Here is a 12,567-nt window from a genome sequence, read left to right as displayed (position 1 = left end):
ACCTCGTCGACATCATCCTGTCCAACAACGGCTACAACGTCGTCAACCTGGGCATCAAGCAGCCGGTCTCCGCGATCCTGGAAGCCGCCGAGGAGGCGCCGGACGCGTCCGGCGCCACCCGGGACCGGCCGGAGCCGTCCCGCCCGAAGACCCCGAAGCACTCGCCGAAGCCGTCGGACGACCGGAAGCCGGGCCCGGGCCCCTCACGCGCGCCGTCGACACCGCCCGCCGCGCCCTCTCCCTCCCCGTCCCGTACGCCCGCCGTGCCGAAGGCGTCGCAGACGCCGCTCGTCCCCCTCCCCGACCCGACCCTCACACTGCCCGGCGGCGGTGCACTGCCCGACCCCGGCCCGCTGACCAGCAACGGCTAGAACACGATGCGCCTCGTCCCCTCCACAACCGCGGATACTCGACGGTAATGTCGCCACCCGCCGGAAGCACCGACCGGTGGGTGAGCGCGAAGGGGCCCTCATGGCGACGGACATGCCTGCGGACATACAGGCCGCCGACGAGCGTTGGCAGCGCATGTGGAGCCACCGCGAGCAGTTGCTCAAGGTGGCCCGTCGCCGGTCGATGAGCCCGGAGGACGCCGAGGACGCCGTCCATGAGGCGATGCTGCGCGCCGCTGAGCGCCCGGAACTCGATGACGAGCGCCTCGGCGCCTGGCTGACCACCGTGACGATGCGGCTGTGCGTCGACCGGTACCGGCAGGTCAACCGGGAAGCCGAGGTCAGCGGCAGCCCCACGCTCCACGCACCGGGCCCCGTGCCGGTCGAGGAGGCGGTGTGCGACCGGGCGGAGGCGAAGTGGGTGGCCGTCCGCAGCGGGGAGCTGCCCGCCCGGCAGGCGGAGGCCCTGCGGCTGAAGTCCGAGGATCTGGACGTGAGCCAGGTCGCCGTACAAATGGGGCTCAGCTACCGGACGGTCGAGTCGCTGCTGGCCCGGGCCCGGCGGACGCTGCGCGCCTCGCTGGCCGGGACGCTCGGGGTGGTGTTGTTCCTGCTCGGCCGCGGGCGGCCGCGCGGGGCGGGGAAGGCCCAGGCCGTGGCGGTCACCTCGACCGCGGCGTCAATCGCGGTGGCGGGGTTCGTGCTGCCGTACGCGCTCGACGGGGTCGGTGGCGCGGGTGCTCCGGCTCCGCGGCCCGCCGTGTCCAGCGGGGCACAGGTGCTCCGGACGGACAGCACCCGGCAGGTGCGCGCTCCGCAGACGCCCAGGCCCCCGGCGACGGCGGCCCCGAGGCGGGCGGCGTCCCAGTCACCCACCGACCGGTCAGTCCTACCTCTCTCCGTGCCGCCTCTGCCGGAGGTCTCGTCGCCTCCGCTGCCAAAGCTGCCGGTGGAGTCGGCGGTGCCGTCGCTCCCCTCGGTGTCGCCGCTCCCGTCGGTCACGGGCGCTCCCGCCGTACCGTCCGTTTCCGTCGCCGTACCCACGCCTTCCCTGAAGCTGCCGAAGCTGCCGTAACCCCCCGTCAACGCGTCCGAAAAAAATCTTGCCTGCGCCGCGACGGACGCCCCGCCCCTCCCCGTAGAGCAGATGTCGGAGCTGCTCCACGGGCGAAGGGTGGGACCGGATGGGTGTCGAGATCTGTGTGGAAGGGCTGACCAAGTCCTTCGGTCACCAGGTCATCTGGCAGGACGTCTCGCTGACGCTGCCCGCCGGCGAGGTGTCGGTGATGCTCGGCCCCTCCGGGACGGGCAAGTCGGTGTTCCTCAAGACACTCGTCGGGCTGCTGAAGCCGGAGCGTGGGTCGGTCAAGATCGCGGGCCGGGACATCACCCAGCTGCGCGAGCACGACCTGTACGAGGTGCGGAAGTTGTTCGGCGTGCTGTTCCAGGACGGCGCGCTGTTCGGCTCGATGAACCTGTACGACAACATCGCCTTCCCGCTGCGCGAGCACACCCGCAAGTCCGAGAGCGAGATCCGGCGGATCGTGCTGGAGAAGATGGACATGGTCGGGCTGATCGGCGCCGAGGGGAAGCTGCCCGGCGAGATCTCCGGCGGTATGCGCAAGCGGGCCGGGCTCGCCCGCGCCCTGGTGCTCGACCCGGAGATCATCCTCTTCGACGAGCCGGACTCGGGCCTCGACCCGGTGCGCGTGGCCTACCTCAACCAGCTCATCGTCGACCTCAACGCGCAGATCGACGCGACCTTCCTGATCGTCACGCACGACATCGCCTCGGCCCGCCAGGTCCCGGACAACATCGGGCTGCTGTTCCGCCGTGAGCTGGTGCTGTTCGGGCCCCGCGAGGAGCTGCTGACCAGCGGCGAGCCCGTCGTACGGCAGTTCCTGAACGGCCGGATGCAGGGGCCGATCGGCATGGCGGAGGAGAAGGACGCGGCGCAGGTCGAGCAGGAGCTGGCGCAGATCGACGAGCGCGGCGCAGTCGAGGGCCTTCCTCCCCGCCTGCTGCCGAGCCCCGGCATCACCCGCCCACCCCGCTGGGAGGCGATCGCGAGACGGGAGGCCGAGCTGCGCTGGGAGGAGGTGAGCGGCGCATGAGTCTCTCCCCGACGGGTGCGCTGCGGCACTCGGGCAACCTGTTCGCGATGGGGCTGGACGTCCTCCGGACCCTGCCCCGACGGCCCTTCCAGGCAAGGGAGTTCATCCAGCAGGCGTGGTTCGTCGCCAGCGTGACGATCCTGCCGACGGCTCTGGTGTCGATCCCCTTCGGGGCCGTCATCGCACTTCAGATCGGCAGCCTGACGAGGCAGTTGGGCGCGCAGTCCTTCTCCGGTGCGGCATCCGTGCTCGCCGTCCTGCGTGAGGCCTCGCCGATCGTCACCGCGCTGCTCATCGCGGGCGCGGGCGGCACGGCGATCTGTGCGGACCTGGGGGCCCGGAAGATCCGGGACGAGATCGACGCGATGCAGGTGCTGGGCATCGACCCGATCCACCGGCTCGTCGTCCCGCGCGTGCTGGCGTCCATGGTGGTTGCCGTGCTGCTCAACGGCCTGGTGTCCGTGGTCGGAGTGGCCGGCGGCTATTTCTTCAACGTCGTTCTGCAGAACGGCACCCCCGGCGCGTACCTGGCCTCCTTCACCACTCTCGCCCAGCTCTCCGACCTGTGGGCGGCCGAGATCAAGGCGCTGGTGTTCGGAGCCATCGCGGCGATCGTCGCCTCGCACAAGGGGCTGACCGCGAAGGGCGGCCCGAAGGGCGTGGGCGACGCGGTCAACCAGTCCGTGGTGATCACCTTCATGTTGCTGTTCGTGACGAACTTCGTGATGACCGCGGTGTACTTCCAGGTCGTCCCGCAGAGGGGTTAGCCGATGCGACCACAGAGACTCCTCGAACGCCCGCTGCGCTCCCTCGAAGAGCTGGGCACCCAACTCTCCTTCTACGGGCGCTCGTTGGCATGGACGGGCCGCACCCTGCGCCGCTACAAGAAGGAGATCCTGCGGCTGCTGGCCGAGGTCAGCTTCGGACGCGGTGCGCTGGCCGTCGTCGGCGGCACGGTCGGCGTCATCGCCTTCCTGTCCTTCTTCACCGGCACCGAGGTCGGCCTCCAGGGCTACGCGGCCCTCAACCAGCTCGGCACCTCCAACTTCGTCGCGTTCCTGTCGGCGTACTTCAACACCCGGGAGATCGCCCCGCTGGTGGCCGGGCTCGCCCTGTCCGCGACGGTCGGCGCCGGCTTCACCGCGCAGCTCGGTGCGATGCGGATCAGCGAGGAGACCGATGCGCTGGAGGTGATGGGCGTGCCCTCCCTGCCGTTCCTGGTGACGACGCGGATGATCGCCGGTTTCGTCGCGGTGATCCCGCTGTACGTCATCGGGCTGCTGTCCTCGTACCTGGCCGCCCGCACCATCACCACCGGCTACTACGGGCAGTCGACGGGGACGTACGACCACTACTTCCACCAGTACCTGCCCCCGGTGGACGTGCTGTGGTCCTTCGGCAAGGTGATCGTCTTCGCCGTCCTGATCATCCTGGTGCACTGCTACTACGGCTACTACGCGAGCGGCGGTCCGGCGGGTGTCGGCGTCGCGGTGGGGCGTGCGGTGCGGACGTCGATCGTCGCCATCAACGTCCTGGACTTCTTCCTGAGCCTCGCGATCTGGGGCGCCAACACGACCGTACGAATCGCGGGGTGAGGCCGGTGAGAGTGCTGAGACTCAGGTTGTACGGCATCGCGTTCGTCGTCGCACTCGCCCTGCTGCTGTCGCTCGCGGTGGCCGTGTACCAGCAGGCGTTCACGTCCGTCGTGCGCATCACCCTTCAGGCCGACAGCCTCGGCAACCAGCTCGATCCACGGGCCGACGTCAAGCTGCGGGGTCTGCTGGTCGGCGAGGTGCGCGAGGTGCACGCGGACGGCACGAAGGCCACGCTCGACATCGCGCTCAAGCCCCGGTACGTCGCGTACATCCCCTCGGACGTCCACGCACGGCTGCTGCCCAAGACGCTGTTCGGCGAGAAGTACGTGGACCTGGTGGCGCCCGCCCGCCCTGCGCAGTCGTCGGTTCGGCCGATCCGCGCCGGGGACGTGATCACCCAGGACCGCACGGAGGTCGGAATCGAGGTGCAGCAGCTGATGAACGACCTGCTGCCGCTGCTGCGGACCGTCCGGCCGGGCGAACTCGACGCCACGCTCTCGGCGTTCGCCACCGCGCTGGAGGGCCGCGGCGACCGGATCGGTGACAACCTCACCCGGGTCGAGGGCTATCTGCGCCGCCTCAACCCGCACCTGCCGTCGATCAAGGCGGACATCTCGCGGTTCGCCGACGTCGCCGAGGTGTACGGCGACGCCGCACCCGACCTGATGCGGATCCTGCACAACACGGTCGCCACCAGCCGGACGATCGTCGAGAAGGAGGACCAACTGGCATCCGCGCTCCGCACGACCGCCACGGTCGCGGGCACCGCGGACGACTTCCTCGCCGAGAACGGCGACCGGCTGATCACCCTCGGCCGGGTCTCCCGCCCCACCCTGGAGCTGTTCGCCCGCTACTCCCCCGAGTACCCGTGTCTGCTCCAGGGCCTGGTCCGGCAGGAGAAGGCGTCGGAGGACGCGTTCCGGGGCGGCGAGATGCGGATCACCCTCGAGGTCGTCCGCCCGCAGGCCGCGTACCGGCCCGGCGAGGAGCCGCGCTACGGCGAGCGGTCCGGGCCGAACTGCCGAGGACTGCCCCATCCGCGGGTGCCCGGGCCGAAACCCCATCTCAACGACGGTACGTCGGCCGGAAGTCCGGGCGGCGCGCTTCCCGGAGGTGTCAACGTGTCCGCCACCGAGGCCGAGCAGCGTGCCGTCGGCTCGCTCGTGGCCCCCGTCATGGGCGTCCCCGCGGACGAGGTGCCGCCCGTCACGACCCTGCTGTTCGGGCCGCTGGCCCGCGGGACGGCGGTGAGCGTCGCATGAGGACCACAGGGGCCCGGCAGACCGCCGCCCCACTGATCAAGTTCAGCCTCTTCGCGCTGGTCACGATCGCGGCGACGGCCCTGCTCGCCGCGACCGTCGTCAACGTCTCCTTCACCCCGAAGGACACGTACCACGCGGTGTTCACCGACGTGACCGGGCTGGAGGAGGGCGACGACATCCGGGTGGCCGGGGTGCGGGTCGGCGAGGTGGAGGGCATCCGGATCAAGGACCGGACGCTGGCCGAGGTCACCTTCAGCGTCACTGCGGACCGCCCGCTGCTGACCAGCAGCCACGCGGTCGTCCGCTACCGGAACCTGGTCGGGCAGCGGTACATCGCGCTCACCGAGGGCGCGGGCGACGGCACGACCCGGCTGCGGCCGGGCGGCACCATCCCGCTGTCCCGGACCCAGCCCGCGCTGGACCTCAATGCCCTGCTGAACGGCTTCAAGCCGCTGTTCGCCGCGCTCAGCCCGAGCGACGTCAACCAGCTCGCCACCGAGATCATCAGGACGCTGCAGGGCGAGGGCGGCACGGTGAACAGCCTCCTCGCACACACGGCCTCCCTCACGACGACCCTCGCCGACCGCGACGAGCTGATCGGCTCGGTGATCGACAACCTCAACACCGTGCTGGCGACGCTCGACAAGCGCGGCTCCCGTTTCTCCGGGCTGCTCAAGCAGCTGCGGCGGGTGATCTCCGGGCTGTCCGCCGACCGCAAGCCCATCGGGGACTCCCTGACGGACATCGGTGCCCTCGCCGACGCCACCTCCGGGCTGCTGACGGACGCGCGCCCGCCGCTGAAGGACGACATCGCCGGTCTGAACGACCTGACCGGAACGCTGAACGACAACGAGAAGACCGTGGAGGGCGTGCTGAAGCGGCTGCCGAACAAGCTCGACGAGCTGACCGGGACGGCGTCCTACGGCTCGTGGTTCAACTTCTACCTCTGCGACTTCGACGGCCGGATCGTGCTGCCGAAGACGAAGCAGGTACTCACTCCGGAGCTGCACGTGGCACGGGCGAGGTGCGGCGGATGAGCCTGCGCATCGCACGGCGCCGTCGCCGCCGCCCCGAGCCCCTGGTCAAGGTACGGATCCTGCCGCCGAGGCTACCGAGGCCGCCGAAGCTACCCAGGCGGGAGCCACGCCGCCCCGAGCCCCTGGTCAAGGTACGGATCCTGCCGCCGAAGCTGCCGCGGATCCGGCTGAAGCGGCCGCGCCTGAGGCCGTTCCGCGACCACAACCCCGTCGTCGTGGGTGCCGTCGGCCTCACCGTCCTCGCGCTGCTGACGGTCGCCGCGTTCAACGCCGACAGCCTGCCGCTGATCGGTGGCGGCGAGACGTACAGCGCGGCTTTCTCGGAGGCGGGCGGGCTCAAGCCGGGCGACGAGGTGCGGATCGCCGGGGTCAAGGTCGGCAGGGTCGAGGACGTCGACCTGGACGGCGACCACGTCAAGGTGACCTTCAAGGTCAAGGACGACCCGGCGTTCGGCACCGACACCGGCGCATCGATCCGGGTCAAGACGATCCTGGGCGCGAAGTACCTGGCCCTGCACCCGAAGGGGCCCGGCCGGTTGAAGCCGGGCAGCGAGATCCCGCTCCGACGGACCGTGTCGGCGTACGACGTCGTCCAGGCCTTCAGCGATCTCACGACCACCACCGAGGAGGTCGACACGGACCGGCTCGCGAAGGCGCTGGACACGATCTCCGTCACCTTCCAGGACTCGCCCGAGGAGGTGCGCGCGTCGATCAAGGGACTGTCGAGGATCTCCAAGACCGTCGCCTCCCGCGACAAGGCGCTGCGCGACCTCCTCGACCACGCGAACGGAGTCACCAAGGTGCTCGCCGGCCACACGAAGGACTTCTCCGCGCTGGTGACGGACGGGAACGAGCTGTTCAAGGAGATCAGCAAGCGGCGCACGGCGATCCACAACCTCCTCAAGAGCAGCGCCCTGCTCGGCATCGAACTCTCCGGCCTGGTCGAGGACAACCGGAAGGAGATCGGGCCGGCCCTGAAGAACCTCAACACCTTCGTGAAGATGCTCGAACGCAACCAGGCGAGCCTCGACCGGAGCGTCAGGCTGCTCGCGCCCTACGTGCGGCTCTTCACCAACACCCTGGGCAACGGCCGCTGGTTCGACTCGTACATCCAGAACCTGGTCGCCGCCCCGGTCACGCCACGGACGGGAGGCTCCCGATGACCCGCAGACTCCTGGCGCTGTTCACCGCACTCGCGGTCGTCGTCGCACTCGCGGTCCTCCTGTGGCCGCACCCCGCCCCCGTCCGCGTCACGGCGTACTTCCCGCGCACCGTCGGCATCTACCCCGGTTCCGACGTCCGCGTCCTCGGCGTCCGCATCGGCGAGGTCAGGAGGATCACGCCCGAGGGCGGCCGGGTGCGGGTGGAGCTGGAGTACGACCAGGGGCGCAAGGTCCCGGCGGACGCGCAGGCCGCCATCGTCAACTCCTCGGTGGTCAGCGACCGTTACGTGCAGCTGCTGCCGGTGTACCGGAAGGGCCCGGTGCTGCGGGACGGCGACGTCATCCCCGAGTCCCGCACGGCCGTTCCCGTCGAGCTGGACCGGATCTTCGACAGCCTGCACACCACCGCCGAGGCGCTCGGCCCGAACGGCGCCAACAACAAGGGCGCGCTGTCGCGGCTGCTCGGGGTGAGCGCGGACAACCTCCGGGGCCAGGGCGAGAACCTCAACCAGACGGTCGAGGACCTCTCGCAGGCGGTCACGACACTGTCCGACGGCCGCGGCGACCTGTTCGGCACCGTGCGCAACCTCCAGGTGTTCACGGCCGCGCTGGCGGCGGACGACAAGAGCGTGCGGTCCTTCAACACCAGCCTCGCCGAGGTGGCCGCCCAGCTGGCCGGGGAGCGGGGGGACCTCGCGGCGGCGCTGCGGAACCTCGGCGCGGCCCTCGGCGACGTGTCCGACTTCGTGAAGCACAACAAGAAGGCACTGACCTCGGACGTGCGGGGGCTCAGCAAGGTCACCAAAGTCCTCGTCAGCCAACGGGCCGCACTGGAGGAGCTGTTGGACGTCGCCCCCACGGGCCTGTCGAACCTGCAGAACGCCTACAACCCCGCCGCCGGCACCCTCGACACCCGCAACAACGCGCAGACACCGCAGGACCCGGCGTCCCTGCTCTGTTCGCTCCTGAAGACGACCGGGGACGAGGGTGGCAAGAACCCCGACTGCGCCGAGCTGAAGAAGCTCTTCGACTCCCTGCCCAAGGTACCGACGGCCCCGGCGGCCACGGGCACGGTCGACAAGACCCTCGGCGGAATCCTGGGGGCCCGGGCATGAGTGTGCTGCGCAAGGGCCGGGTGGCCGCCTGGACGGCGGTCGGTTCGCTGCTGCTGACCGGCTGCGAGTTCAACGGCTGGTACGACGTCCCGCTCCCCGGAGGCGCCGCCGCGGACGGCCGCGCCTACCACGTCACCGTCGACTTCAGGGACGTCATGGATCTGGTGCCGCAGTCGGCGGTCAAGGTCGACAACGTCACCGTGGGCGCGGTCGAGAAGGTGGAACTGGACGGCTGGCACGCGCGCGTGCGGCTGCGGATCGCCGACTCGGTGAAGCTGCCCGGCAACGCGGTCGCCGAGCTGCGGCAGACGAGCATGCTCGGCGAGAAGTACGTGGCGCTGTCCCCGCCGGCCGGCACGCAGCCCGTCGGCCGGCTCCGCGACGGCGACCGCATCCCGCTGTCCCGCAGCGGCCGCAACCCGGACGTCGAGGAGGTGCTGTCCGCCCTGTCCGCGCTCCTCAACGGCGGCGGGGTGGCCCAGCTCAAGACGATCACCGTCGAGCTGAACAAGGCGCTGGACGGGCGGGAGAGCCGGGTCAGGTCCCTGCTCAAGGAACTCGACACCTTCCTCGGGGGCCTCGACGACCAGCGGGCGGACATCGTCCGGGCGCTCAAGGGCGTCGACCGGCTGGCCGAGCGGCTGAAGAAGGAGAAGAAGACGATCGCCGAGGCCGTCGACACGATGCCGCCCGCCCTGAAGGTCCTCGCCGACCAGCGCCGCGACCTGACGAAGATGCTCACGGGCCTGTCCAGGCTCGGCAAGACCGGCACCAGGGTCGTCAACGCCTCGCGGGACGACACCGTCGCCAACCTCAGGAAGCTGCGGCCCATCCTGCAGCAGCTGGACAAGGCGGGGGACGATCTGCCCAACTCCCTTGAGCTGCTGACCACTTACCCGTTCCCGCGCAACGTGGTGGACGCCGTCAAGGGCGACTACGTCAACCTGAAGATCACCGCCGACCTGGACCTGGCGGGCATGTACGGCAACGTCAGCGACAAGCCGGGCAAGCGCGGGAGCACCCCGGCGCCCGGGATCCCGGACCTTCCGAGCGTCCCCACTCCCACCCCCCTCCCGTCCACCCCGTCCCTGCCGGACACCCCGTCCGTGCCCGCTGTCCCATCGACACCCTCCGACGGCAGCACCCTGCTGTGCCCGCCGGTGTGCACCGCGGCCTACGGCACCGGGGACGGCTCGCACCGCCTCCCGCAGGGGATCGACGTCGGCCTCGCCGAGCTGATGCTGAAGGGGATACTGCCGTGATCACACGTACGGTCAGGGCCCAGCTGCTGGCCTTCGCGGCCGTCACCGCCGTGGGGGTGTCGTACGTCGGCGCCGAGTACACGGGCCTGGTGGACGACGTCCTCGACCGCGGCTACACCGTGCACGCCGACTTCGCCGAGTCCGGGGGCGTCTTCCCCGGCTCCGAGGTCACCTACCGGGGGGTGCCGGTGGGCCGGGTGGGCGATCTGCGGCTGACCGGTTCCGGGGTCTCGGTGTCCTTGAAGATCGAGGACGGCGCGCCTCGGATCCCGGCCGACACCCTGGCGGTGGTCGCCGACCGCTCGGCCGTGGGTGAGCAGTACGTCGACCTCCAGCCGCGCCGCTCGGGCGGCCCGTACCTGATCGACGGCAGCCCGATACCGCGCAGCCGCACCCGGACCCCGCTGCCGGTCACCGACCTCGTCCTCAGCCTCGACCGGCTGGTGAACTCCGTCGGCAAGGACGACCTGCGCACCACCGTCGACGAGCTGGGGAAGGCCTTCGCCGGCACCGGACCGAACCTGAGCCGCCTGATGGATTCGGGCAACGAGCTGGTCGAGTCGGCTTCCGAGTCGCTCCCGGAGACGGTGTCGCTGATCGAGGACTCGCGGCAGGTGCTCAAGACGCAGGCCGACCAGGGCTCGGCGATCAAGTCGTTCTCCCGTGATCTGGCTGCGCTGACCGCGCAGCTGAAATCGAGCGACGGGGATCTGCGCAGGCTGATCGGCAACACGGCGCCCGCCGCGCAGGAGGTCAACTCGCTGCTGAGGTCCACGGGGCCCGACCTGTCGGTCCTGCTGGCCAACCTCATCAGCGGCGGCCAGGTCACCGTGGCACGGCTGCCCGGCGTGGAGCAGGCCCTGGTCACCCTCCCGCTCAACGTCGCGGGCAGCTACACCGTCATCCCCGGCGACGGCACCACCCACTTCGGGCTGGTCCTGGGCGCCGACGACCCGCCGCCGTGCACCCAGGGCTACGGCACGCAGCGACGCGACCCCGCCGACACCGGCACGCGCCCGGCGAACACCGGCGCGCACTGCACGGCACCCCGCGGCAGCAAGACCTCGGTGCGCGGTGCGCAGAACGCCCCCGGCACCTCGGCCGGTGCCCACGGCGGCGACCAGGCCGTGTACGTCACCCCGTACGACCCGGAGACCGGCACTGCCGCCGGCCCGGACGGAACGCCCGTCGACATCGGCTCGACGGGCGGCGAACAGACCGTGTTCGGAAAGGAGTCGTGGCAATGGCTGCTCGTGGGACCGATGGCATGAAAGGGGGGCGCATGAGGCCGCTGTGGGTGGGGCTCGCCGCCGCGACCGTCCTGACGACCGTGATCTCCGTCTGGCTGGGGCTGCGGCTGTCCGACCAGAGGGCGGCGGAGCAGCGCCGCCAGGACGTCCTGGTGGCGGCCCGCCAGTCGGCGCTGAACTTCACCTCGCTCGACTACCGGCACTACGGCCGGGACAGCGGCAACGTGCTGAAGGGCGCCACCGGCGACTTCAAGAAGCAGTTCGCCGCACAGACCGCGCAGCTGACCCGGCTGGTCGCGCAGAACAAGTCGGTGTCCGAGGGACAGGTCCTCGAGGCGGGCATCGTGCGGTCCGACGAGCGCTCGGCCCGGGTCCTGGTGGTGGCCGACAGCAAGGTGACCAATACCGCCGCGCCCGAGGGGCAGGCGCGGACCTACCGGCTCCAGCTCGACCTCGTGCGGGTGGACGGCCGCTGGCTGACCTCCGACGTCGAGTTCGTGGGCTGACCCGGAGTTGAGGAGAGACACCGTGGCGAACCCGACCACCCGAACCCGCGGCACCGGCTCCCCGGCTCGCCGCACCATGACCGCGGCCGCCCGCGCGGCGGCCAAGCGCGCCAGGCGGCCGGAGCACGACGACACCGCCCTGCAGGCCGAGGGACGGTCCTCAGGACACACCGTGCTCATCGAACCCCCGGGCGGCTGGGACGACCCGCCGGAGCCGGAGGCCGACGAGCAGGAGAGCGCGCCCGGGCGGCCGCCCCGCCTGCCAAGGCTGCTCACCGCGGCACTCTGCCTCGCGCTCGCGGCAGCCTTGGCCGTGGCCGCCGTACTCGCATGGCAGTACCGGCAGGGACAGCAGACGGCACGGGCACGCGCCGAGGCCCTCGACACCACCCGGAAGGCCGCGCCGGTCGTCCTGTCGTACGACTACCGTCACCTGGACCGCGACTTCGCCCGGGCCCGCGCCCTGCTGACGGGTGCGTTCCGCGACCAGTACGACAAGACCACGAAGACGGTGGTCGGGTCGACCGCGAGGAAGTACCACGGCGTGGTGAAGGCGGCGGTGGCGGCGCCCACGGACGGCGGCGCGCCCGCGGTCTCCGTCGTGTCCGCCGCACCGGACAGGGTCGTCGTCCTGCTCTTCGTCGACCAGGTCACGCAGAGCACCCAGGTGTCGGGCTCCCGGCTGGACCTCAACCGGGTGCGGATGACGCTCACCCGTACCTCCGGCGGGTGGAAGGTGAGTGCCGTAGACGCCCTCTGACCAGGCCACCGAAAGTGCCCCCGCGCAGCCCGCGCGGGGGCACTTTTTCGTGGCCGCTCTTGACAGTCACCCCCGACCACGGGCAATCTTCCATTAAGCAGAAACAAACTTCCG

The 12,567-nt window shown here is 70.9% G+C and carries 12 protein-coding genes and 1 pseudogene; all 13 read left to right on the top strand.

The genetic code is table 11. The features are described from left to right. Positions 1-371 (top strand): annotated as a pseudogene (locus tag ACWC5O_RS42575) (hypothetical protein); the annotation flags it as partial. Between the two features lie 100 nt (positions 372-471). After that, positions 472-1,464 (top strand): sigma-70 family RNA polymerase sigma factor, encoded by a 993-nt coding sequence (locus ACWC5O_RS42570; protein ID WP_450587962.1) that lies wholly within the window; start codon positions 472-474, stop codon positions 1,462-1,464. Between the two features lie 109 nt (positions 1,465-1,573). After that, entirely contained in the window at positions 1,574-2,503 is a 930-nt protein-coding gene (locus ACWC5O_RS42565; protein ID WP_450587960.1) for an ABC transporter ATP-binding protein, read from the top strand. Next, positions 2,500-3,270: an MlaE family ABC transporter permease gene (locus tag ACWC5O_RS42560; protein ID WP_450587959.1), complete on the top strand. Its 771-nt coding sequence runs from the start codon at positions 2,500-2,502 to the stop codon at positions 3,268-3,270. Before ACWC5O_RS42565 ends, ACWC5O_RS42560 begins: the two co-directional genes overlap by 4 nt. A gap of 3 nt (positions 3,271-3,273) precedes the next feature. After that, a complete protein-coding gene (locus ACWC5O_RS42555) occupies positions 3,274-4,098 on the top strand; it encodes an MlaE family ABC transporter permease (protein ID WP_450587957.1) in 825 nt (274 codons plus the stop codon). 5 nt (positions 4,099-4,103) lie between these two features. Further along, positions 4,104-5,360, top strand: coding sequence for an MCE family protein (locus ACWC5O_RS42550; RefSeq protein WP_450587955.1), 1,257 nt, complete (start codon positions 4,104-4,106; stop codon positions 5,358-5,360). Continuing rightward, positions 5,357-6,397 carry an MCE family protein gene (locus ACWC5O_RS42545; RefSeq protein WP_450587954.1) on the top strand — a complete coding sequence of 347 codons (1,041 nt, stop codon included), beginning with the start codon at positions 5,357-5,359 and terminating at the stop codon, positions 6,395-6,397. The genes ACWC5O_RS42550 and ACWC5O_RS42545 overlap by 4 nt, the downstream gene beginning before the upstream one ends. Then, positions 6,394-7,560, top strand: coding sequence for an MCE family protein (locus ACWC5O_RS42540; RefSeq protein WP_450587953.1), 1,167 nt, complete (start codon positions 6,394-6,396; stop codon positions 7,558-7,560). Before ACWC5O_RS42545 ends, ACWC5O_RS42540 begins: the two co-directional genes overlap by 4 nt. After that, on the top strand, positions 7,557-8,675 hold the full coding sequence (locus tag ACWC5O_RS42535) for an MCE family protein (protein WP_450587951.1): 1,119 nt from the start codon (positions 7,557-7,559) through the stop codon (positions 8,673-8,675). The genes ACWC5O_RS42540 and ACWC5O_RS42535 overlap by 4 nt, the downstream gene beginning before the upstream one ends. After that, entirely contained in the window at positions 8,672-9,937 is a 1,266-nt protein-coding gene (locus tag ACWC5O_RS42530; protein WP_450587950.1) for an MCE family protein, read from the top strand. Before ACWC5O_RS42535 ends, ACWC5O_RS42530 begins: the two co-directional genes overlap by 4 nt. Further along, a complete protein-coding gene (locus ACWC5O_RS42525; RefSeq protein WP_450587948.1) occupies positions 9,934-11,208 on the top strand; it encodes an MCE family protein in 1,275 nt (424 codons plus the stop codon). The genes ACWC5O_RS42530 and ACWC5O_RS42525 overlap by 4 nt, the downstream gene beginning before the upstream one ends. An 11-nt stretch (positions 11,209-11,219) precedes the next feature. Continuing rightward, the gene (locus ACWC5O_RS42520; RefSeq protein WP_450587946.1) at positions 11,220-11,693 is read left to right on the top strand and encodes a hypothetical protein; all 474 of its coding nucleotides are present in this window, start codon (positions 11,220-11,222) and stop codon (positions 11,691-11,693) included. Between the two features lie 22 nt (positions 11,694-11,715). Beyond that, positions 11,716-12,453, top strand: coding sequence for a hypothetical protein (locus tag ACWC5O_RS42515; RefSeq protein WP_450587944.1), 738 nt, complete (start codon positions 11,716-11,718; stop codon positions 12,451-12,453). The last annotated feature ends 114 nt before the right edge of the window (positions 12,454-12,567 follow it).

The sequence above is a fragment of the Streptomyces sp. NPDC001450 genome, from assembly GCF_053597295.1.
Note: the sequence above shows the minus strand (reverse complement) of the source record. Positions and strands in the feature narration are given on the sequence as shown.